We start from the raw sequence: 22,037 nt of genomic DNA, 5'->3' as shown, positions 1-22,037 counted from the left end.
TTCATTGAAGGCATAAAAAATTTATCTCTGTTATAATGAAGGTAACCAGATAAAAGTGAGGTCAAATAATGAAAAAAATGCATGTTGAAAGTGAATTTGCACCGTTGCGTTCAGTTGTTTTAGCACAATCGCAATTTTGTTTACCAGATAAATTTGATGAAGCGGATACGACTTTTTTAACAGAGGAAAATGCCCGTTTAACACAGAATAATGAAGGGCGTGATTTAGCAGACTTTGCACCAGAACAACAAGTGCGTTGGGAAAAAGAAAAAGAAGTCATGCAAGGAGTATTAGAATCTTATGGCGTAGAAGTATTTCGTCCACGTTTATTGACAACCTATGAAAAAGAACATGGCAAGGAATTGGGTGTAGGATATAGTAACTTCTTTTCACGAGACCCTTTTTTTACAATTGGCAATCTCTTAATAGAAGGAAACTTAAGATTTCAACACCGTCGACAAGAAATTTTACCAATTCGTCCGATTATTCAGCAGTGGACACAAGAAGCAGAAGGCTATTATTTTGCTGCGCCACAACCTGACACTTCTGAAGGCATTTTAAGTGAAGCAGGTCCCTTTATTGAAGGCGGCGATGTTTTAGTTCTAGGAAAAACAATTTTTGTGGGATACTCCGGCTTGGCAAGTAACCTAGCAGGAATTCAGTGGTTAGCCAATATGATTGGTCATTTTGGTTATGAAGTGGTGCCGGTTCGGTTACATCCGCATATTCTCCACTTAGATTGTGCGTTAAGCTTGTTGAGAGATGGCTTGATGATTGTTTGTGAAGAGGCCTTTTTGGATGGACTTCCTGCGCAATTAGCAAACTGGGGAAAAATTCACGTTACTTTGGAAGAAGCAGCGTATTTAGTGACAAATGGTCTACCGCTTAACGAAGAAACGTATATAACGGACCAATCGTTTACAACCTTAATTCCTCAAATAGAAGCAAAAGGTATCAAAGTTGAGGCAATTGATTACCATGTTTCTAGAATGTTAGGTGGTTCTTTCCGTTGTACAACGCAAGCGTTGATTAGAGAATAGTCAGCGAGTGATTATCAATTTTCGTAAGAAAAAATGTACGTTTTGTCTATGAAAACGATATAATTTTAGTTTTCACTATTTTTTTTTAAAATATTGAGGAAATTTTGATTTAATAAATGCGAGAAAACGTCAAAATGTTAGTGTTCATTACTAATGTTTTGACGTTTTCTCGCTGTTTTTTTATAAAATTACCACTTTATAAATGGGGAAAAACAATATCTCTTTTGAAAATTACGTTTTCAAAGACACGAAAAGTCGTTGGAACCGTGATGTTATAGTAAATTCATTTTTTTTGCATGAGGTGTTTAAAATTTGAAATCACAAGTAGTCTTTTTTTCGCTATACTTAGTTTACGTTCTACTGAGATAGAAAAGTTTTTCACTTTTTTATTCATTAATCAACCAAGATAATAAAGGAGAGAGTAAAATGAAGAAAAAAACATTGGTAACTTTATTTGCAGGAACGGCAATTTTAGGGGCAAGCATCGCTCCTGCAGCAGCACATGCAACAACGACTGGTACAACACCAGCAAACGTAGAGATGACAAGTGGTTCATTGCCAGGTGGTAATGGTGATGGAGATGACGGAAGCACACAAGAACCAGAACCAGGCTCGAATACAAATTTTGATTTGTTATATGTTCCAACAGAGTTCAAATTTGCTTCGACAGAAGTTAGTTCTGATTTATCAGCGATTTCATTAGATGCAAATGGTACACAAACAAAACGTTATGCGGTCGGGGATGTTCGTGGAACACAAGCTGGTTGGTCAGTTACTGCAGGCGTTGCTGAAATGAAAAATGGTACTGCTACTTTAGAAGGTTCAATTACCTTTGCGCAAACAGGTGCGGTAGCTAAATACGATGAAACAGCAAAAACATACTCACGTGATGTGGCTGCCTTTGCAGCAGACCCAGGAAGCCCTGAATTTGCTGGAACAACTATTCCAGTAGGTGGAGCAGCTGTATCAATTGCTACAGCAGCAGTTGGTAAAGGTCAAGGTACATGGGATTCTGAATTATCAAATGTAAAATTAAACATTACAACACCTAGTTCAAAAATTACAAATGGTGCGTATACAGGTAACGTAACTTGGACATTAGTGGCTGCGCCATAAACAGTTACTAACGAGAATACTGCATTACTAGAAAAGGAGCTGCGCACTGGTGCACGGCTCCTTTTCGATACATAGGAGGAACAAATAATGAAGACAATGCGCTGGCTAATCGTCACAGTTTTTATTTGTGTGATGGCATTAAGCATCCCTTCTGCTGTACAAGCAGAAGAAGCGGATGACAACATGAATACAAAATTTACAGTTAAACCCAATATTCCAGAGAATCAAGCGAAAAATACGCAATCCTACTACGATCTCATTGTGAAACCAGGACAGAAACAAGAAGTAGAACTGTCATTAATTAATAAAACAAATGAAGAATTAACGATTGATTTAAATTTGGCGAATGCTGTGACGAATGACAATGGTTTAATTGTGTACAATGATTTTGAGAAAAAACCAGATTCAAGTTTAAAAGTACCCTTGACAACATTAATTAAATTACCTGAGGAACATGTAAAAGTTCCCGCTAAGAAAACCGTAACAGCCAAAATGACTGTCGAAATTCCAGCGAATGGTTTCCAAGGATTAGTTTTGGGTGGTGTTTATGCTTCGCTTGCAGAAGATGAAAAGGAAGAAAAAGGAAAATCAACGGGTTTAACCAGTCGATATGGATTTAATGTAGCAATTGCTTTACGAATGTCAGAAGATACACCGATGTATCTAGCAGAGACTCTTCAATTAGTTAAATTAGTTCCGACCATTGCTTTAGGAAATAAATCGGTCCAAGCGGTTATTCAGAATCCGACATCCGCTATTTTTCCTGAAGTACGTTTAGAAGGAAAAGTAACGAAAAAAGGCGAAACGAAAGAATATGCCAAACGGATTTTACCAAGTGTTCGTTTTGCACCGAATTCAACGATGAACTTCCACTTAGATTTTGGAAAAGAAGATGTACGTCCAGGAACCTATATTTTTGAAGGAGAAGCGGTCTTGAAAGAAGATGAACAACAAGTGTGGCCGTTTAAGCAAGAATTTACCATCAGTAGTCAAGAAGCCAAGAAATTAAACAAAGAAGCAGTAGTGAAATTGGTCCTACCGACTTGGTGGAATCAAGCTTTTTATGGATTGTTAGCTGCAACAATTGTGAGTCTAATTCTAGCTATTTGGCGTTTTACACAACAGAAAGCGATACTAAAACAACAAGCCTATTTACAACAAGAAAAACAGGCAGCCTTGAAAAATAGACAAGGAGTGCGCGATGATGACAGCGAAAAGTAAAGGATCACTTCTGGTGACATTGGGAATACTTTTAACCGTCAGCATTGCGATTCTGACCGCTTCTTCTGAGAGCTTTGCAGAAGAAGCGGGACAAACGAATATCGGTGTGACGTTTTATGGAGGGAAGGCACCTCTAAAAACGAAAGGTGGCACTAAGTCAACAGAACAACCAGTCACTAATAAAGGTAAAAAAACGTCACAACAACAAGACAAAGTGAGCAGAAAAACCACTGCTAAGACGAATCCCACAGCTGCACAGACGTCCTTACCAAGGACAGGTGAACGAAATAGCACGTGGCTTTACAGCCTTGGTATTGCATGTTTACTCGTAGTACTAATAAGTTTCTATTATTTGAATAAAAAAAGGAAAAAGGAAAAATAATGTGCTGTTTTTATAAACAGAGTCAATTGTAGAAGGAGGAATATAGATGGAGATTACGATGTGGATTTGGATTTGTGCTGGCTTGGCCGTCCTTTGTTTTGCTTTATTTTTACTATTCTTAGTAAGTAGCATGAATTTTGTTCACCAAGCAAAGCCTAAGCAGTCTTTAGTAAAACAATCAATGTTTAGTTGGCTGCTTCTGGTGATGTGTGGCGGCTGGGTAGCGATAGCCATCTTACTGAATATCGCATTACAAACACAATTAACATAATGACAACCCGTTGTAAGTTTTTAAGAAACTTGCAACGGGTTTTTGTTAACTTTAAAATAAAGAACGGTACAATTTATCAAAAAAGTACAGTAGACATTTGTACCCAACTTAGATAGAAAATAAAGCGCTATCATTATATGATAATTACAGGAGGAGGACACAGCTGTGAATTATAAAATAAGTTATCTCCTTGACGAGTATGCAGGGCAAAAAATTGCGCTCTCTTTGGCTCAACAAATAACCGATCTTTCGCAACGAGAATTAGTGACGCAACTTTCGACAATAGGCGGAGAAGTTCAACAGAATACCGTCAGTATTCCAAACCTTTCCGCAAATGAATGGGGAAAACAACTTTTTCAACAACGTCAAGTGATTTATAGCGAAACAGAAAGACAAGCACTCATTTTTTTACTCACTTATTCAGAAATCGAAGAACTATCGGTGTATCATTACCAAAATTTTTTAGATGTTTCGAAAGGTACTATTTTAGCGGACATCAAAAAAGTACGACACCAACTAGCAACTGAAAATATTGCTTTATCCTACGAACGAAAACGAGGGTTTTACCTAGAAGGAGATGAATTTCGGATTCGTCGTTTCGGGAAAAATTGGCTTGCCCGCCTCTTACAACAAAAGTCGGGCACCTTTGCTTTATTTTGCTGGCTCAGTCAGCATCAAATGAGCCAATACGCAAAAATGCGTGACGGCATTCAATTAGCCGTCCAGGAAGCGCAGCTTCAACTGGTACCCAGCAGATTGGATGAAATTAGTTACTTTCTTGCTTTTTCTCAAAAAAGATTAGGCAAATATGAAACAGTCGTCTGGCCTGAGAACCAGTTAATTCAGTCCTTACGCGCTTATCCCGTCAGTCGTCGTATTTTAAGTGATTTAGTTGGGCCAGTGGCGAATGCAGAAACTGAGAGTCTTTTTTTCACGATTTGTTTAATGACAGCCTTGCAAGGAGAATTGCGAGATACGAAGTTAGAGTTTTTATTAGATATTTCTGGTGAAATTATTCGGAAAATGGAATTATTGGCCGTCGTTCAATTTGAACAGCCTCGTGAATTGCTCATGAATGTGTATTATCATCTGGTTCCTGCTTATTTTCGGATTAACTATGGCTTTTACTTGCCCAATGTTTTAATCAAGGATATTCGACAATCGTATCGGTCGCTTTATCATCTTTGTGAACAAGCGTTAGCTCCTTTAGAAAAATTAACGAAACGTTCAATCCCGTCAGAGGAAATTGGTTTTTTTACCATACTATTTGGTGGAGAAATTTTCGGCCAAAAAAATGAACAGCGGCAAGAAAAGCTAAAAGCGCTAATTGTTTGTCCAAGTGGCATCAGTTCTTCGTTGATTTTGCAATCGGAATTGCGTCGGCTATTTCCAATGATTGAATTTAAAGAAACGAATGCGGTGAGGGAAATAGAGAATGTATCTGAAAAAAGTTATGACATCATTTTCTCAACGGTTCCTATTGAAACAGCCAAAAAGGTTTATCTTACCAAGCCCATTATGAGCTCTTTGGAGAAAAATCAATTGATGCACCAAGTTCAATCAGATTGGCTATTGCCAGGTATTTCCATGCCAGATGTTAAAGATATTTTAGATGCGTTAAAACCTTACATTTCCTTAAAAAAAGGAGTCACAGAAGCGCAGTTATATCGTGTTTTACATCGTAAAATGAACAAAATTTTAGAAAAAGAGGAGGATCTGCGTCCAATGTTATCGGAATTATTAACAACAGAAACAGTCCAAGTCCTGCCTGAAGTTGCAGACTGGCGAGCGGGAATCACAGAAGCTGCCAAGCCGTTATTAAAAAATGGCAGTATTACGGAAAAGTACATTGATGCAATGATTCAAAAAGTCGAATCGTTTGGGCCATTTATCCATATCTGTCCAGACGTAGCATTGCCTCATGCGCGACCAGAAGATGGCGTTAATCAGTTAGGCATGTCATTACTAAAAATCCAAAAAAGTGTCGATTTATTAGAAGATCCTAAGCATGAAATTCACCTTTTTATTTGTTTAGCTGCTTCAGATAACGAAACACACTTACGGGCCTTATCTAGTCTGACAAAAATTCTATCAAAAAAAGAATCATTACATCGCTTAGTGGCGGCTGAAACCGTCCCAGAAATACTATCAATTATCCAAGAAGGAGAGAAATAAGATGAAGATTTTTACAGTTTGTCAAAGTGGTTTAGGAACAAGTTTTATGGTGCAAATGAATATCCAACAAATTTTAGAGGAAGTCGGTGTTGATACAGATAATTTTCAAATTGATCACACAGATGTCGGGAGTGCCAGTGGTGATATGGCTGATTACTTCTTTGTCGAAAAAACATTGCAAGATGCTTTAGGGTCAATTCCTGCTGAAAAAATCATTCCTTTAAATGCGATTATTGATTACGATGAAACGAAGGAGAAAGTCTTGAAAGTTTTAGATGACAATGGCATTGCACATCAATAAGAAGGAGGAAAAACATGGAAACTTTATTGAATTTATTTGTTTCAATTGTTAGCCAGCCAGCGATTCTGGTTTCATTAATTGCTTTGTTGGGATTAGTTTTACAGAAAAAGAAATTTTCTGATGTTGTTCAAGGAACGTTGAAAACATTCGTCGGCTTCTTAGTTTTAATTGGTGGCGCAGGGCTATTGGCGAACTCATTAACGCCCTTTGCGGAGATGTTTCAAACCGCATTAAATACACAAGGCGTGGTGCCTAGTAATGAAGCAGTTGTAGCGATTGCCTTGCAACAATATGGGACACCAACTGCTCTGATTATGTTGGTAGGCATGGTTGTTAATATTCTGTTGGCGCGTTTTACACGTTTTAAATATATCTTTTTGACAGGTCAAGCGATGATGTACGTTTCGTGTTTGACAGCCGTTATTTTAGTGGGGGCCGGTTTTAGCGTTAGTTTACCAATGATTCTTTTAGGTGGTTTATTTGAAGGAACTTTATTAACAGTGACACCTGCTCTTTGTCAGCCCTTTATGAAACAAATTACTGGAAATGATAAAGTAGCAATGGGGCATACAGGGAATATTGGTTATGCGGCAAGTGGCTTTATTGGAAAAGTCTTTGGGAATAAAGAAAAGTCAACGGAAGATATTAAAATTCCTAAAAGTTTTGGTTTTTTAAGAGACTCAACCATCTCAATTATGATTTTGATGTCGATTGTCTATGTGATTTTGGCTTTGCTGGCTGGGACAGGCTATGTCGAGCATGAGTTAAGCAATGGCGAAAATGCGATCATCTTTTCATTAATTCAAGCAGGAACCTTTACGGCTGGTTTCGTAGTGGTTTTACAGGGTGTGCGGATGGTTTTAGGAGAAATTGTGCCAGCTTTCCAAGGAATTGCTAAAAAATTAGTGCCTAATTCTAAACCAGCACTTGATGTTCCCATTATCTTTCCTTATGCGCCAAATGCTGTCTTGATTGGGTTCTTTGTGAGCTTTATTGTGGGAACTATTTCAATGTTAGCGATGGTTGGTCTGAATACCACCGTGATTATACCAGGTGTTGTCGGGCACTTTTTCTGTGGTGCCGCGGCAGGCGTTTTTGGAAATTCCACAGGGGGACGTCGGGGAGCGATTTTAGGGGCTGCGTTTAATGGCTTATTAATTAGTTGGTTACCGTTATTCATTTTACCAGTCTTGGGTGATCTACAGTTAGCATCCTCAACGTTTGCGGATACAGATTATTTAATCCCAGGCCTATTTTTAGGCAAATTAGGTGAGGCAGGTCCGAGTCTTTTAGTAGGAGGAATCATTGCTTTTGTAGTGGTTGTTCTTTTGGCTAGCGCTGTTTTGACTATGCGGGAGAAAAAAGTCGCCGAAGAAAACTAAGTGCTTTGTTCTAAAAAGGCAAGTGGGACAGAAGTCGTTTTGACTTCTGTCCCATTTGCCTTTTACCATTGTTCTTGGATAAACTGTGCAATTTGTTTCCGCGCTTGTCGTCCTTCTGGCAAGTATTGTTTCATTGCGAAAACGTGTTGCATGCCAGGCACCAATCGGCAAGTATCTTGTGGTCGTGGCCCTAATTGTTTTAAAAATTGGTGATAGGAAGGGCAAAAAACTTCATGTGTGCCGCCCACGAAAAAAAGTGGCGGAAATTTTTGATAATCAAAGGACAAGCAATTTAAAGAAAGCGTGGAGTGATTAGCCGTGTCATCAATCTCTTGGGCAATTAATTGTAAATAGTTCATGCCAATCATTTTGTCCTTTTTTTGATAACTTTTGGCAACAGGAATGTCTAAATGTCCATCTAACCAAGGAGAAATTAAAACAGCAGCTTTGGGTAAGCGTTCAGGGAAATCGGTGGCTAAATTCTGTAATACGTTTAAAACCAATGTGCCACCAGCAGAATCACCTAATAAAATAACATCTTCGGGATCATAATGCTGTAAAATTTCTTGATAAGCAGCATAGCAATGATTATAAATATCAGCAAAAGACTTATTTGGTGCTAATGGATATACAGGGATAAAATAATCTGTTGCAAAAGGGAGATCTTCAATTAGTTTATAACTAAAGTCTAATTGGCTATAGGCGAGATTCAATGTAAAGCCCCCACCATGCAGGTACAGTACAGCTTTCTTGGTAGGCGCAATAACGGAGTTTGACATGCGATACATCGTAGGAAATTGAGTCATTTCTTGAAGAGGAAAAAGATGACGTAAATGTTTTGGCAAAGTTACTTGTTCATTTAATGATCGTTGCCAATGATAAAAAGCCTTGGTGACTTTCGGATTTCGTTCAAGGCGAGCAATTTGGGAAAGACGTAAAGAATCTTCAAAAAGACAGGCTTTTAAGGATTTTTGACGAGAACGTGCGTGGAACAAATATGCGCTAGCTAACAACAAACCAATCGATTTCTTTTTCAATTAAGGCCCTCCATTCAGCAAAAAGTAAATCATTTTTTCTACAGTATAACATTTTAAAAGTAGAACAACGAAATTTGTTGAAGGGATGAAAGGACGGTTTAAACGAATGTACGTATTTATTTGTGGTTGCGTAAAGTAAATGATTGTAGTAAATTAAATGAGATTAAGAGGTCCGGTGAATGGGCGCGTTCACGGCAAGGAGAGAAGTAGGATGACAAATAAAAAGGTTACAATTAAAGATGTTGCCAATGACTCAGGTGTCTCTATTACTACCGTTTCACAAATTTTAAACGGGAATGGGGCACGGTTTAGTGGGAAAACGGTCGAAAAAGTATTAGCTGCAAAAGAGCGATTAAACTATCAACCCGACTATTTTGCGCAACGTATGGTGATGAAAAAAAGTAAGACAATTGGCGTAATCGTACCTGATATTACCAACCCATTTTTTGCGCAATTGATTCGAGGAATTGAAAGTGTTTTATACAAAGAAAATTTTATACTGATGTTATGCAATGCGGACCAAGATGTTACAAGAGAACATGAATATTTAACAGAGTTGATTCGTCGCAGTGTCGATGGTTTTGTGATTGCAAGTTCTGAAATTTCCAATCAAACGATTAATGAAACGCTACGTGCGAAAAAGATTCCATTTATTGTACTTGACCAAAAAAAAGCAGAAGGCTTTAGCGATGCTGTTTTGACAGACGATTATAGAGGTGGGCAACTAGCAGCAAAGCATTTACAAGAGCAACGACATAAACAGGTCGTCGTGGTAATGCCACCACATGCGCCAGTCAATATTCAGCAACGGTTAAAAGGTTTTTGTTCTGTTTATACGGAAAAGGTCCAGTTAATCGAAACAGAATTATCAAAAACTGGCGGCTACCAAGCTGTCCCCGAAATTTTAAAAACAGAGAGCACCGGAATTTTTGCTATCAATGATGAAATTGCTTTTGGTTTATATCGAGGATTAGCAGAAGCGGGCAAAAAAATTCCTGAGGATTATAGTATTATTGGTTATGACAATGTTGATATGTGCGAGTATGTTTCGCCGCCGCTAACAACAATTGCTCAACCTGTTTTTCAATTGGGGCAAACTACGGCGACTCTATTATTGGAAAGAATCCATCAGCCTGCAAAAGATTGGGAGGAGCAAACCTTGCCTGTCCAACTGATTGAACGATTTTCGACAGCACCCTTGAAATAGCTTTCAAGGTGTGCTATATTTTTGTTGTGGAATTAAAACGTTTTACTAAAACGTTTTAATTAGAATGAAAAAATAAATTTTATTGAGGTGGATGAAAATGAACGCGGTTACAATTATCGGAAGTATCAATTTAGACACAACATTAAGAGTCAAAGAAATGCCAAAACCAGGCGAAACAATTCACGCCATTGAACATTTTACAGCGGGTGGTGGTAAAGGAGCAAACCAAGCAGTTGCAGCGAAACGTTCAGGCGCAGAAACATATTTTATTGGTGCTGTGGGAAATGATGGCGCTGGAGCTATGATGACTGATTTAATGAGTCAAGATGAAATTAATTTAACTGGGGTCACCACTTTAGAGAAAACAGCTACTGGCCAAGCCTTTATTATGGTAGATAACGCTGGTGAAAATAGCATTATGATTTACGCGGGAGCCAATAATGCCTTTACGCCAAAACAAGTACAGGAACATCAAGAAATTATTGAAAAAAGTGATTTTGTGATTGCCCAATTTGAAAGTGCGATTGATAGTACGATTGCAGCGTTTAAAATTGCTAAAAAAGCAGGCGTCAAAACGATTTTAAATCCCGCACCTGCGTTAGAACAAGTTCCTGAAGAATTACTAAACGTGACAGATATGATTGTACCAAATGAAACAGAAACCGAAATTTTGACAGGTATTAAAATCACAGATGAAGCGAGTATGCGTAAAGCTGCAGAAGCACTTCATCAATTAGGGATTGAAGCAGTAATTATTACAGTAGGTAGTAAAGGAGCCTTTTATGACGTCAATGGACGAAGTGGTATTGTGCCTGCTTTTAAAGTGAAAGCGGTTGATACAACGGCTGCTGGCGATACTTTTATTGGCGCATTAAGTAGTATATTAGAGAAAGACTTTAGCAATTTGGAAGAAGCTATTCGTTATGGAAACAAGGCGTCCTCGTTGACTGTTCAACGTTTTGGAGCCCAACCTTCGATTCCTTATCAACACGAATTGGCAGACAAATAAAAAGGAGCGAGCGACATGAAAAAAACAAAAGTTATTAATTCAGATATTTCCCGCGTTATCGCACAAATGGGTCATTTTGATAAATTAAGTATTGGTGATGCGGGCATGCCAGTGCCTCGAACTACAGAAAAAATTGATTTAGCAGTTACCAATGGTGTCCCTAGTTTTATGGAAGTTTTAAACAATGTTCTTGAGGAATTGGCAGTTCAACGAATTTATTTAGCAGAAGAAATTAAAACAGAAAATCCTGATATGTTGACAGCAATTAAAACTCGTTTACCAGAAACTCCCATCAGTTTTATTCCTCATACAGAAATGAAACAAGAATTAAACAACTGCCATGCATTTATTCGGACAGGGGAAATGACCCCTTACGCAAATATTTTATTAGAAAGTAACGTTGTCTTTTAAACGAGAGAGGGGAAATAGAGATGAATGCGACTGCATTATTAATCGGTTTAGGACCGCTTCTAGGTTGGGGGCTTTTCCCAACAATCGCTTCCAAAATTGGTGGTCGTCCAGTGAATCAAATTCTCGGGACCAGTTTAGGAACATTAATTTTTGCCGCTATTTTTTCAATGATTAATGGTTTAGCTTTTCCAACGGGCATGGATTTATTCTTTTCAATTTTATCTGGTGTCGGTTGGGCCTGTGCGCAAATCATTACGTTTAAATGCTTCACGATGATTGGGTCATCACGTGCTATGCCAGTAACGACCGCGTTCCAACTTTTAGGTGCTTCTCTCTGGGGTGTCTTTTTCTTAGGAAACTGGCCAGGTGCGACAGCCAAATTGTTAGGCGCATTTGCCTTAGTGTTAATCATGATTGGTGCCAAAATGACGGTCTGGTCGGAAACGGAGTCCGCTGAGAGTGCTGGGATTATGAAAAAAGCAGTTCTTCTATTAGCCGTTGGTGAAATCGGCTATTGGGCGTACTCTGCAGCACCCCAAGCGACGGCAATTGATGGCATGCATGCCTTTTTACCACAAGCAATAGGCATGGTAATTGTCGCAGTTATTTACTCAGCAGTTGTCACTATTAAGGGTGGGGAAATATCGCCATTTATAGAAGCTGTTTCTTACAAACAAATTTTTTCAGGCTTTTTCTTCGCCTTTGCAGCGTTAACTTATTTAATTTCAGCGCAGCCAGATATGAACGGCTTGGCAACGGGCTTTATTCTATCCCAAACATCAGTTGTGCTTGCAACGTTGACAGGTATTTGGTTCTTAGGTCAAAAGAAAACAGCCAAGGAAATGACCGTAACGATTATCGGCTTAGTTTTGATTTTGGCAGCAGCTACGATCACAGTGATGATTTAAAAAAGTATTCAACGACCTATTATTCAGGGCGTTGAATACTTTTTTTTATTTGTTCTAAAAATAATGCAGCAGCTGTGGAAAGAACCGTATTTTTGCGCCAAATTAAACTAATTTTGGCTGTTAAAGCAGGATATAGCGGGATAAAACGTAAATTTGTTTGCTTTGTTTCTAGAATACCATCAATGCTTAGGGCGCTACCTAGCCCAGCTTCTACCATCAGTGAAGCGTTGTAAAGTAAGTTGTAGGTCCCAACGATTCGGAACTGATCTAGACTTGCTTCGAGCCAATCAGAGAGTTGGCTCGGAACTTGTGCTTGTCGAGAAATAAATAAAGGTTCTTCTTTTAAATCGGCTGCAGTAATAACATTTTTAGTGGCTAAGGGATGGTCCTTTACAGTAATTAAGCCCCATGTATCTACAACTGGTAATGTTAAATAGCTATATTTTTGTTTAGGTGCAGGCTCAATAATTAAACCAAAATCTAATAATCCTTTGTCTAGCCGTTCTATTACATCATCTGCATTCCCACTGTATAAATGAAGGTGAATATCAGCTGAGTGCTGGCTTGTTATTTGTTGTAGTGCATTCGCTAAAAAAGACATAGCTTTTGTTTCGCCGCCACCAATCGTGATTTCGCCATTAATGAATTCATTTTGCGACAAGTTGGTGACTGTTTTATTCGCTAAGCTTAAAATATCTTGCCCTTGTTTAGCTAAATATTCTCCTTCAGGTGTTAATTGTATTTGTCGATTTCCTCGTATAAATAATGTCACGCCTAATTCTTCCTCTAATTCTTTTAATTGCTTAGATAATGTTGGTTGTGATACATGCAATTGTTTGGCTGCGCCACTAATCGTTTTTTCTTGGACCACTGCTAAGAAATAGTGAATCACTCGTAATTCCATTACTTTCCCTCCTATAACTAAAACGCATACTTATCTATTTATTATAAGTATTAGACAGAGGAGTTGTCACGTATTACGATAAATTTAGCAAAAGGAGGCGATTAGGAATGCTTACAAAAAATCTCCAAGAACTAATTGCAACAGGTAGCATTGATAAAGATGAACCACTATTTCAACTTATTCATCAGATTCAAGAGGAAAATAGTCGCTATTTAATAGAATTAAATCAACAAGCCTACACACATAATGAAGTAAGGAATCTTCTTGCCACGATTATCCAAGACAAAATTGACGAAACCGTTACGATTTTATTGCCTTTTTATACAGATTTTGGACGCAATATACATTTTGGTAAAAATATTTTTATTAATCGGGCAGCTATGTTTGTTGATTTAGGGGGCATTATAATTGAAGACAATGTTTTAATTGGTCCGCGCGTTAATCTCTTAAGTGTCAATCATCCGGAAATGCCAATGAAACGGCGAGGCGTATTGCTAGCACCAATTACCATTAAAAAATTTGCGTGGTTAGGCGCGGGTGTCACTGTTTTACCAGGTATTACGATTGGTGAAAATGCTATCGTAGCAGCTAATGCGACTGTAACTAAAGATGTGCCAGCTAACGCTATTGTTGCAGGAACACCAGCTAAAATTATTCGTTGGATTCAGGAAGATAAGGAGGAAATATAATGAAATCATTATCAGAAAAAGTTATTGTTATCATGGGCGCTTCCAGTGGCATCGGTGAGGCAACAGCCCGTTTACTTGCCAGAAAAGGAGCGAAGTTAGTCATTGCAGCACGTCGACAAGAACGTTTAATTGCTATAAAAAAAGAACTTCCTGAAGCAACGATTCTCGTGCAACAAGCAGATGTAACGAAAGAAGAGGAAGTTCAGCGTGTAATCAAGCTTACAATGGAAAAATATGGACGAATTGATGTTCTTTTTAACAATGCAGGAGTTATGCCAACGGCGCCTCTTATTGAAGCACCAAAAGGAGAATGGCGTCAAATGCTAGATATTAATATTATGGGTGTTTTAAATGGCATTGCGGCAGTTCTTCCAATTATGGTTGAACAAAAATCAGGGCAGATTATTGCTACTGATTCTGTGGCAGGACATGTCGTTTATCCAGATTCGGCTGTCTACTGTGGAACAAAGTTTGCTGTTCGAGCAATTATGGAAGGATTGCGACAAGAACAAAGAGAGAATAACATTAAATCAACGATTATTTCACCAGGTGCTGTACAAACAGAACTTTATCAAACAATTTCTAATCGAGTAGTAGCTGAAACGTTACATCTAGAACAGTTAAGTTGGGGCTTAAAGGCGGAAGACATTGCGCAAGCAGTGGTCTTTGCCATAGACACGCCAGATCGTATGTCAATCAGTGAAATGGTTGTTCGCCCGACCACACAAACGATTTAATTTAAAAAGTATTCCTAGAAAGGAATACTTTTTTTAATCGTGATTGTTCGTTTTTTACAGAATTTAGAATTTGATATTTACTTATTTGTTGGTTTATTATATGATTAAACACGTTGTTTCATTAATAAATTGAATATTTTACGAACATTGTAAAATATTTAGATTTTAGGAGGACGGAACATGAAAGAAAAAATAAGTTCATATTTTGAACTTGAACAATTGAATACGAATATGAAACGAGAAATGTTAGCTGGTTTCACCACATTTATCTCAATGGCGTATATTTTGTTCGTTAATCCAACCGTACTTGGTGCTTCTGGCATGGACGAAGGCGCTGTTTTTACTGCCACCGCTTTAGCGAGTGCCTTAGGTTGTATTTTAATGGGTGTGTTGGCGAAATATCCGATTGCGACAGCACCAGCTTTAGGAATTAATGCATTCTTTGCTTATTCAGTCTCTGTTGGTATGGGGATTCCTTGGCAAACGACATTAGCAGGCGTTTTTGTGGCTTCATTGATATTTATTTTAATTACAATTTTTAAATTACGCGAGCTAATTATTGATGCAATTCCTGCAGACTTGAAATTTGCTATTTCAGGTGGAATCGGGTTGTTTATTGCTTTTCTTGGTTTAAGCCAAGGTGGCTTAATTGTGGCTAATGATGCGACACTTGTTGGCTTAGGACCTTTGAATGTTGGTTCAACGTGGGTCACCATTGTCGGCTTAGTCGTAACTGCAATTTTGTTAGTTCGTCGAGTACCAGGTGGTATTTTTATTGGAATGGCGATTTCAACGATTGTTGGTTTAGCGACAGGGGTTATTCCAATGCCTGATAAGATTATTTCAAGCGCGCCAAGTTTAGAACCAACATTTTTAGTGGCATTAGGACATGTGAAAGATATCAATACGATTCAAATGTGGGTCGTGGTTTTAACGTTCCTATTAGTAACATTCTTTGATACGGCTGGTACGTTGGTGGGCTTAGCCAATCAAGCAGGTTTTATGAAGGACAATAAAATGCCGCGTGTGGGGAAAGCTTTAGCCGCTGATTCAACAGCGATGTTAGCTGGTTCTCTACTAGGGACATCGCCAGTTGGTGCATATGTTGAATCATCTGCGGGGATTGCTGTGGGTGGTCGTTCAGGAATCACAGCTATTACAACCGGGATTTTATTTATTTTCAGCTTGCTATTTTCTCCTTTGTTAGCAGTTGTCACTTCGCAAGTTACAGCACCAGCGTTGATTATTGTTGGTGTTTTGATGGCACAATCCTTAAGCAAAATTAAATGGAACGAGATGGAAATTGCGATTCCTTCCTTCTTAATCTTGTTAGGAATGCCATTGACATACAGCATTTCAGATGGGATTGCCTTAGGCTTTATCTTCTATCCAATTACAATGATTGCGGCAAAACGCGGGAAAGAAGTTTCGCCAATTATGTATGGCTTGTTCTTTGTTTTTGTCGGATTCATGTGGATCCTGAATGCGCAATAAGCAAGAGAGAAAGTTATCAAATAGTTGATTCATAAGACAATGAACTTATGAATCAACTATTTTTTTCGACTAAGCACTAGAAAAACGCCCCTTATTTGATGTATAATTTGCAAAGACATTGACCTGTGAAGATACAGGAACAGAGAGGAATTAATTGAGTGAAATATACAGAAATTATGGTTCGCTATGGCGAATTATCAACTAAAGGAAAAAATCGTAAAACGTTTATCATGCAGTTAGCACAAAATGTGAAACGTGCGTTAGCTGATTTTCCAGCATTGAAAATCCATGCAGATCGAGACAGAATGCATATTTTATTAAATGGGGAAGATAGTGAAGAAGTGATTCCGAAACTAAGTAAAGTGTTTGGGATTCAAAATTTTTCGCCAAGTATTCGTATTGAAAAAGAAATGCCAGCGATTCGTGCAATGGTTCAAGAGGTTGTTCGGGAAGTTTATACGCCAGGTAAGACGTTCAAAATTACTGCTAAACGCTCGGACCATTCATTTGAACTTGATTCAAATGGCTTGAATCAAGAATTAGGTGGGGCTGTTATTGAAGCCATTCCGGAAATTCGAGTACAAATGAAAAAGCCTGATATTAACTTAAGAATTGAAATTCGTAAAGACGCGGCGTATTTATCTTATGAAACGATTCGCGGTGCGGGTGGATTGCCAGTGGGCACCAGTGGTCGTGGTATGTTGATGTTGTCAGGAGGCATTGATTCACCAGTTGCTGGTTATTTAGCTATGAAACGTGGCGTGGAAGTGGAAGCTGTCCATTTTGCTAGTCCGCCTTATACAAGTGAACAAGCGTTACAAAAGGCTAAAGATTTAGCTGAAAAATTAGTCCCTTATGTAGGAACTATTCAATTTATTGAAGTGCCCTTTACAGAAATTCAAGAAGAAATAAAACGAGTTGTTCCCCAAGGCTACTTAATGACCATTACACGACGTTTAATGTTACGCTTAACAGATGCAATTCGTGAAATGCGGAAAGGTTTAGTCATTATTAATGGTGAATCGTTAGGACAAGTGGCTTCGCAAACACTTCAAAGTATGGTAGCAATTAATGAGGTTACCTCAACACCGATAATTCGACCCGTTGTTTCAATGGATAAGACAGAAATTATCGAAATTGCCGAAAAAATTGACACGTTTGAATTAGCCATCCAACCCTTCGAAGATTGTTGTACAATTTTTGCGCCACCGCAACCGAAAACACGACCTCGCTTGGATAAAGCGCAAGATTATGAAGCGCGCTTAGACTTGGAAGGTTTAATGGCTCGGGCCTTAGAAGGACTCAAAATTACAGAGATTTCAGCAGAAACAGCGAAAGATAAACAAGAAGACGAATTTGCAGATTTCCTATAAGAAATAAATACAGTGACGGTCGCTTAGACGTCACTGTATTTATTTTGTACTTATTTCACAAACAAGTTGCTCGGAGAGGGGAACCGTGATAAACTGAATATGTGAAGTAGGTAACAAGGAGGACAGAGGATGGAGAAAAAAATGCCTAAAGCAACGGCAAAACGTTTGCCGGTTTATTTACGTTATTTAAAAATGTTAGGGGATTCTGGTGTTAAACGCATTAAATCACGAGAGTTTAGTGAAATGATCCAGATTCCTTCTGCAACGATTCGGCGTGATTTTTCCCACGTTGGTGAACTGGGCCGAAGCGGTTATGGTTACGATGTGCCGTATTTAATTGAGGTATTTAGTAATATTTTAAATACGCAAGAAGAAAAAAGAATTGCTCTGATTGGTTGTGGCAATTTAGGCAAGGCATTATTAAAAAATAATTTTAGACGCAACGAGAATTTGAATATTGTCTGTGCTTTTGATAATGATTCAGCTTTAGTTGGTACCACGATTAATGGATTATTAGTTCATGATATGTCTGAGTTAGAAGCATTCGTTCGACGAGAAGGGGTCACGGTAGCCATTTCTACAGTACCAAGTCACCATGCCCAAAAAGCCATCGACAAAATTGTTCAAGCGGGTGTGACTGCGATTTTAAATTTTGCGCCAGACCGTGTCAGTGTGCCAGCCAACGTTAGTGTGCAGTATATTGATTTAACAACGGAACTGCAAACACTGATTTATTTTAATGAAACTTTTTCACTAGCAAATAGCCCAAAGCAATAAAATTGTCTTCATAAAAATCCTCTACTATACTTATTATTGAAAGTGGAAAAGGAGGATTTCAGAATGAATGTTACAAGAAAAGGGCACGTATTAGAATTGACAGGTGAACAGCCCGAAGTTGGCACAAAAGCCCCCGTCTTTTCTTTGAAAAATTTAAACAACCAAGAAATCAACTTGGCAGATTATAAAGGTAAAACGGTTTTAATTAGTGTGGTTCCTGATATCGACACACGTGTTTGTTCACTGCAAACGAAACGTTTCAATCAAGAAGCGGCGAAATTAGACGGTGTTCAGATTATCACGATTTCCAATAACACAGTTGAAGAACAAGCAAATTGGTGTGCCGCTGAGGGTGTCGAAATGGAAATGCTTCATGATACTGAAGACTCATTTGGTGCAGCTTATGGTTTGTATATTCCAGAAATGGGCCGTTTAGCACGTGCTATTTTTGTGATTGATCCAGAAGGAACGTTAGTTTATGAAGAAATCGTCTCAGAAGTTTCGTCGGAACCCGATTATCAACAAGCGTTAGAAGCTGCAAAAAAAGTGTAATCCCTCTAGATTACAAATTGACTTTGCTTGCGCTTCATTGTAGAATGAAGCAAAGACAGCGAACAAGAGGAGTATCATTGGCGTCGTTTTAGAGAAAAAGTCGTTCAGGTGCAAGACTTTTACACAACCAGTGAGAAGGTAGCTTGTGAGTCAATGGTTTGAACACAGTACGTTAGTAAAACGATTCGTTTCGTGAACGTTATCTCACGAATGAGTGGCATTTGAATGAATTCAATTCAAATGCAATTTAGGTGGTACCGCGTAAATAAGATGAATCTACGCCCTAAAATACGAAAGTATTTTAGGGCGTATTTTAGTGTTTAGCCCAAAAAACTCATTTGTAAAATAATTACCGCTCCAAATCGCGTATTTTAAGAAAGAAGGGGAAAAAATGTCAGAAGAAAAAAACTTACCAACGAAATATCAACCGACAGAAATCGAAGCTGGCCGTTATCAAAAATGGCTAGATCAAGATTTATTTAAACCAAGTGGCGACAAAAAAGCGAAGCCCTATTCAATTGTTATTCCACCACCTAATGTAACAGGGAAGCTACACTTAGGGCATGCTTGGGATACAACATTACAAGATATGATTATCCGCCAAAAAAGAATGCAAGGCTTTGATACGTTATGGCTGCCAGGAATGGACCATGCCGGAATTGCCACGCAAGCAAAAGTAGAAGAGAAACTAGCACAACAAGGAATTTCACGTTACGACTTAGGTCGTGAAAAATTTGTTGATCAAGTGTGGGAATGGAAAGAAGAATATGCTTCTCACATTCGTGAACAGTGGGCAAAAATGGGCCTTTCTTTAGATTACAGCCGTGAACGTTTTACTTTAGATGAAGGGCTATCTGAGGCCGTTCGTAAAGTGTTTGTCTCTCTTTACGAGAAAGATTTGATTTACCGTGGTGAATATATCATTAACTGGGATCCAAAAGCGAAAACAGCATTGTCTGATATTGAAGTAATCCATAAAGATATTGAAGGAGCTTTTTACCACATGAGCTACCCATTATCAGATGGTTCTGGCGTTGTTGAAATTGCGACAACGCGTCCTGAAACAATGTTGGGAGATACGGCGATTGCGGTCCATCCAGAAGATGAACGGTATCAGGAACTTATTGGTAAGACAGTTGTCTTGCCATTAGTCGATAAAGAAATTCCAATTATTGCAGATGACTATGTAGATATGGAATTTGGAACAGGGGTTGTAAAAATCACACCTGCCCATGATCCAAATGACTTTGAAGTCGGTAATCGTCATGACTTACCTCGAGTAAATGTTATGAACGAAGACGGCACGATGAATGAACTGGCTGGAAAATACGAAGGAATGGATCGTTTTGCCGCACGTAAAGCGATTGTCTCTGACTTGAAAGAACTAGGTCGCTTAATTAAGATCGAAACAATGAATCACAGCGTGGGTCATTCAGAACGAACAGGTGTTGTCGTGGAACCACGTTTATCGACCCAATGGTTTGTAAAAATGGGACCATTAGCTGAAAAAGCAATGAAAAATCAAGAAACAGAAGACGCTGTTGAATTTTATCCACCACGCTTCAATCAAACATTTTTACGTTGGATGGAAAATGTACATGACTGGGTTATTTCGCGACAATTATGGTGGGGCCACCAAATTCCTGCTTGGTATCACAAAGAAACGGGCGAGATGTATGTTGGGATGGAAGAGCCAGCCGACAGTGAAAACTGGGTTCAAGATAGTGACGTCTTAGATACATGGTTTAGTTCTGCTTTATGGCCATTTTCAACGATGGGTTGGCCAGATGAAGCAAGCGAAGATTATCAACGTTACTTCCCAACAAGCACATTAGTTACTGGCTATGACATCATCTTCTTCTGGGTAAGTCGTATGATTTTCCAAAGCTTAGAGTTTACAGGTGAACGTCCCTTCCAAAATGTCTTAATTCACGGCTTAATTCGTGATGAGCAAGGACGCAAAATGAGTAAATCATTGGGGAATGGGATTGATCCAATGGATGTCATCGAAAAATATGGCGCAGATGCGTTACGTTGGTTCTTATCAAATGGTTCAGCACCTGGTCAAGATGTTCGTTTTAGTTATGAAAAAATGGATGCTTCTTGGAACTTTATCAATAAGATCTGGAATGCAAGTCGTTTCGTTATCATGAATGTAGAAGGTATGACTGCTGCAGATATTGACTTTAGTGGTGAAAAGACTGTCGCTGATCGTTGGATTTTAACGCGCTTAAACGAAACAGTCGCCCGTGTGACAGAATTATTTGATCGCTTTGAATTCGGTGAAGCAGGTCGCCAATTATACAACTTCATCTGGGATGATTTCTGTGATTGGTATATTGAAATGAGTAAAGAAATTCTTTACGGAGAAAATGAAGCAGCTAAACAAACAACACGGAGCATCTTGGTGTACACATTGGATCAAATCTTACGCTTATTGCATCCAATTATGCCGTTTGTAACAGAAGAAATTTGGGAAAAAATTCCGCATCAAGGTGAGTCATTGGTTGTGGCAGAGTACCCAGTTGTTCATGAAGAATTTAACGATGAAGCAGCAGCTCGAGGAATGGAAGTTCTGAAAGAAGTTATTCGTTCGGTTCGGAATATTCGAGCAGAAGTGAATACACCACTTTCTAAACCAATTACCTTGTTAATTAAAACAAACGATACAGAAGTAGAAGAATTTTTAACAGCTAATACTAGCTACTTGGAACGCTTCTGTAACCCAGAGGAATTAGTCATCAGTCGTGAAATAGAAGCGCCAGAATTAGCCATGTCCGCTGTATTAACAGGCGCAGAACTATTCCTACCATTAGCTGGGTTGATTAATATCGAGGAAGAAATTGCTCGCTTAGAAAAAGAATTAGACAAATGGACAAAAGAAGTCAAACGTGTGCAAGGCAAACTTTCAAATGAACGTTTTGTGTCAAATGCACCAGATGAGGTCGTGGAAGCAGAACGTGCAAAAGAAAAAGACTACCTTGAAAAACAAGAGGCTGTCAAAGAACGGATTGCCCAATTACGTTCAATCTAAAAAGAAAAGACAACAAA

At 38.6% G+C, this 22,037-nt stretch carries 21 protein-coding genes and 1 other annotated feature; of the genes, 19 read left to right on the top strand and 2 right to left on the bottom strand.

All coding sequences use genetic code 11. The features are described from left to right. The first annotated feature begins 68 nt into the window (after window positions 1–68). The 8 genes from IGL17_RS11495 to IGL17_RS11460 all read left to right on the top strand — a co-directional run bounded on the left by IGL17_RS11495 (window position 69) and on the right by IGL17_RS11460 (window position 7,888). Window positions 69–1,040: a dimethylarginine dimethylaminohydrolase family protein gene (locus tag IGL17_RS11495; RefSeq protein ID WP_010707081.1), complete on the top strand. Its 972-nt coding sequence runs from the start codon at window positions 69–71 to the stop codon at window positions 1,038–1,040. A gap of 426 nt (window positions 1,041–1,466) precedes the next feature. Further along, window positions 1,467–2,156 (top strand): WxL domain-containing protein, encoded by a 690-nt coding sequence (locus tag IGL17_RS11490; RefSeq protein WP_010713776.1) that lies wholly within the window; start codon window positions 1,467–1,469, stop codon window positions 2,154–2,156. A gap of 87 nt (window positions 2,157–2,243) precedes the next feature. Continuing rightward, window positions 2,244–3,377 carry a DUF916 and DUF3324 domain-containing protein gene (locus IGL17_RS11485; protein WP_010707083.1) on the top strand — a complete coding sequence of 378 codons (1,134 nt, stop codon included), beginning with the start codon at window positions 2,244–2,246 and terminating at the stop codon, window positions 3,375–3,377. Continuing rightward, window positions 3,358–3,759: an LPXTG cell wall anchor domain-containing protein gene (locus tag IGL17_RS11480; protein WP_016616802.1), complete on the top strand. Its 402-nt coding sequence runs from the start codon at window positions 3,358–3,360 to the stop codon at window positions 3,757–3,759. The genes IGL17_RS11485 and IGL17_RS11480 overlap by 20 nt, the downstream gene beginning before the upstream one ends. 46 nt (window positions 3,760–3,805) lie before the next feature. After that, window positions 3,806–4,030, top strand: coding sequence for a hypothetical protein (locus IGL17_RS11475; RefSeq protein ID WP_002415869.1), 225 nt, complete (start codon window positions 3,806–3,808; stop codon window positions 4,028–4,030). Between the two features lie 165 nt (window positions 4,031–4,195). Then, window positions 4,196–6,205 (top strand): BglG family transcription antiterminator, encoded by a 2,010-nt coding sequence (locus IGL17_RS11470; protein WP_010713778.1) that lies wholly within the window; start codon window positions 4,196–4,198, stop codon window positions 6,203–6,205. A 1-nt stretch (window position 6,206) separates the two neighbouring features. Further along, window positions 6,207–6,506 carry a PTS sugar transporter subunit IIB gene (locus tag IGL17_RS11465; protein ID WP_002367331.1) on the top strand — a complete coding sequence of 100 codons (300 nt, stop codon included), beginning with the start codon at window positions 6,207–6,209 and terminating at the stop codon, window positions 6,504–6,506. Between the two features lie 14 nt (window positions 6,507–6,520). Continuing rightward, window positions 6,521–7,888, top strand: a complete 1,368-nt coding sequence (locus IGL17_RS11460) for a PTS ascorbate transporter subunit IIC (protein ID WP_002355097.1) — start codon at window positions 6,521–6,523, stop codon at window positions 7,886–7,888. A 62-nt stretch (window positions 7,889–7,950) separates the two neighbouring features. On the opposite strand, the gene IGL17_RS11455 is transcribed toward IGL17_RS11460, so the two are convergent. Next, window positions 7,951–8,925, bottom strand: coding sequence for an alpha/beta hydrolase (locus IGL17_RS11455; RefSeq protein WP_002410038.1), 975 nt, complete (start codon window positions 8,923–8,925; stop codon window positions 7,951–7,953). Between the two features lie 211 nt (window positions 8,926–9,136). Between IGL17_RS11455 and rbsR the strand changes: the two genes are divergently transcribed. From rbsR to rbsU, 4 genes are all read left to right on the top strand, one after another. Next, window positions 9,137–10,132, top strand: coding sequence for a ribose utilization transcriptional repressor RbsR (rbsR, locus tag IGL17_RS11450; protein ID WP_002370032.1), 996 nt, complete (start codon window positions 9,137–9,139; stop codon window positions 10,130–10,132). Between the two features lie 91 nt (window positions 10,133–10,223). After that, a complete protein-coding gene (rbsK, locus tag IGL17_RS11445; protein WP_002381157.1) occupies window positions 10,224–11,141 on the top strand; it encodes a ribokinase in 918 nt (305 codons plus the stop codon). Between the two features lie 15 nt (window positions 11,142–11,156). Further along, on the top strand, window positions 11,157–11,552 hold the full coding sequence (gene rbsD, locus IGL17_RS11440; RefSeq protein ID WP_002355102.1) for a D-ribose pyranase: 396 nt from the start codon (window positions 11,157–11,159) through the stop codon (window positions 11,550–11,552). A gap of 20 nt (window positions 11,553–11,572) precedes the next feature. Further along, on the top strand, window positions 11,573–12,460 hold the full coding sequence (gene rbsU / locus IGL17_RS11435) for a ribose/proton symporter RbsU (RefSeq protein ID WP_002414144.1): 888 nt from the start codon (window positions 11,573–11,575) through the stop codon (window positions 12,458–12,460). A 19-nt stretch (window positions 12,461–12,479) separates the two neighbouring features. Here rbsU and IGL17_RS11430 read toward each other — a convergent pair whose 3' ends face one another. Beyond that, window positions 12,480–13,364: a LysR family transcriptional regulator gene (locus IGL17_RS11430; protein ID WP_002370030.1), complete on the bottom strand. Its 885-nt coding sequence runs from the start codon at window positions 13,362–13,364 to the stop codon at window positions 12,480–12,482. Window positions 13,365–13,471: 107 nt separating this feature from the next. On the opposite strand from IGL17_RS11430, the gene IGL17_RS11425 reads away from it, so the two are divergent. The 7 genes from IGL17_RS11425 (at window position 13,472) to IGL17_RS11395 (ending at window position 22,020) form a co-directional block, all read left to right on the top strand. Then, window positions 13,472–14,053: a DapH/DapD/GlmU-related protein gene (locus IGL17_RS11425; protein WP_002375707.1), complete on the top strand. Its 582-nt coding sequence runs from the start codon at window positions 13,472–13,474 to the stop codon at window positions 14,051–14,053. After that, window positions 14,053–14,790 carry an SDR family oxidoreductase gene (locus IGL17_RS11420; protein ID WP_002359155.1) on the top strand — a complete coding sequence of 246 codons (738 nt, stop codon included), beginning with the start codon at window positions 14,053–14,055 and terminating at the stop codon, window positions 14,788–14,790. The genes IGL17_RS11425 and IGL17_RS11420 overlap by 1 nt, the downstream gene beginning before the upstream one ends. 180 nt (window positions 14,791–14,970) lie before the next feature. After that, window positions 14,971–16,284 (top strand): NCS2 family permease, encoded by a 1,314-nt coding sequence (locus tag IGL17_RS11415; RefSeq protein WP_002355107.1) that lies wholly within the window; start codon window positions 14,971–14,973, stop codon window positions 16,282–16,284. Between the two features lie 158 nt (window positions 16,285–16,442). Next, window positions 16,443–17,657, top strand: a complete 1,215-nt coding sequence (gene thiI, locus IGL17_RS11410; protein ID WP_010707108.1) for a tRNA uracil 4-sulfurtransferase ThiI — start codon at window positions 16,443–16,445, stop codon at window positions 17,655–17,657. A gap of 129 nt (window positions 17,658–17,786) precedes the next feature. Beyond that, window positions 17,787–18,434, top strand: coding sequence for a redox-sensing transcriptional repressor Rex (locus tag IGL17_RS11405; protein ID WP_010817644.1), 648 nt, complete (start codon window positions 17,787–17,789; stop codon window positions 18,432–18,434). A 63-nt stretch (window positions 18,435–18,497) separates the two neighbouring features. Next, window positions 18,498–18,986, top strand: a complete 489-nt coding sequence (gene tpx, locus IGL17_RS11400) for a thiol peroxidase (protein ID WP_002367321.1) — start codon at window positions 18,498–18,500, stop codon at window positions 18,984–18,986. Between the two features lie 49 nt (window positions 18,987–19,035). After that, window positions 19,036–19,275: a binding site (T-box leader), on the top strand. 102 nt (window positions 19,276–19,377) lie between these two features. Beyond that, window positions 19,378–22,020, top strand: coding sequence for a valine--tRNA ligase (locus tag IGL17_RS11395; protein ID WP_002397611.1), 2,643 nt, complete (start codon window positions 19,378–19,380; stop codon window positions 22,018–22,020). Window positions 22,021–22,037 lie beyond the last annotated feature (17 nt).

This window comes from Enterococcus sp. AZ088 (assembly GCF_051714845.1).
Taxonomy (GTDB): Bacteria; Bacillota; Bacilli; order Lactobacillales; family Enterococcaceae; genus Enterococcus; species Enterococcus faecalis.
The sequence above is the reverse complement of the archived record's forward strand: the minus strand, read 5'-3'. Positions and strand labels throughout refer to the sequence as shown.

Bases quoted from the DNA above. Each gene is read 5' to 3' on its own strand.
- IGL17_RS11495 (WP_010707081.1), top strand. From the start codon at position 69: ATGAAAAAAATGCATGTTGAAAGTGAATTTGCACCGTTGCGTTCAGTT.
- IGL17_RS11490 (WP_010713776.1), top strand. From the start codon at position 1,467: ATGAAGAAAAAAACATTGGTAACTTTATTTGCAGGAACGGCAATTTTA.
- IGL17_RS11485 (WP_010707083.1), top strand. From the start codon at position 2,244: ATGAAGACAATGCGCTGGCTAATCGTCACAGTTTTTATTTGTGTGATG.
- IGL17_RS11480 (WP_016616802.1), top strand. From the start codon at position 3,358: ATGATGACAGCGAAAAGTAAAGGATCACTTCTGGTGACATTGGGAATA.
- IGL17_RS11475 (WP_002415869.1), top strand. From the start codon at position 3,806: ATGGAGATTACGATGTGGATTTGGATTTGTGCTGGCTTGGCCGTCCTT.
- IGL17_RS11465 (WP_002367331.1), top strand. From the start codon at position 6,207: ATGAAGATTTTTACAGTTTGTCAAAGTGGTTTAGGAACAAGTTTTATG.
- IGL17_RS11460 (WP_002355097.1), top strand. From the start codon at position 6,521: ATGGAAACTTTATTGAATTTATTTGTTTCAATTGTTAGCCAGCCAGCG.
- rbsR (WP_002370032.1), top strand. From the start codon at position 9,137: ATGACAAATAAAAAGGTTACAATTAAAGATGTTGCCAATGACTCAGGT.
- rbsK (WP_002381157.1), top strand. From the start codon at position 10,224: ATGAAAATGAACGCGGTTACAATTATCGGAAGTATCAATTTAGACACA.
- rbsD (WP_002355102.1), top strand. From the start codon at position 11,157: ATGAAAAAAACAAAAGTTATTAATTCAGATATTTCCCGCGTTATCGCA.
- rbsU (WP_002414144.1), top strand. From the start codon at position 11,573: ATGAATGCGACTGCATTATTAATCGGTTTAGGACCGCTTCTAGGTTGG.
- IGL17_RS11430 (WP_002370030.1), bottom strand. From the start codon at position 13,364: ATGGAATTACGAGTGATTCACTATTTCTTAGCAGTGGTCCAAGAAAAA.
- IGL17_RS11425 (WP_002375707.1), top strand. From the start codon at position 13,472: ATGCTTACAAAAAATCTCCAAGAACTAATTGCAACAGGTAGCATTGAT.
- IGL17_RS11420 (WP_002359155.1), top strand. From the start codon at position 14,053: ATGAAATCATTATCAGAAAAAGTTATTGTTATCATGGGCGCTTCCAGT.
- IGL17_RS11415 (WP_002355107.1), top strand. From the start codon at position 14,971: ATGAAAGAAAAAATAAGTTCATATTTTGAACTTGAACAATTGAATACG.
- IGL17_RS11405 (WP_010817644.1), top strand. From the start codon at position 17,787: ATGGAGAAAAAAATGCCTAAAGCAACGGCAAAACGTTTGCCGGTTTAT.
- tpx (WP_002367321.1), top strand. From the start codon at position 18,498: ATGAATGTTACAAGAAAAGGGCACGTATTAGAATTGACAGGTGAACAG.
- IGL17_RS11395 (WP_002397611.1), top strand. From the start codon at position 19,378: ATGTCAGAAGAAAAAAACTTACCAACGAAATATCAACCGACAGAAATC.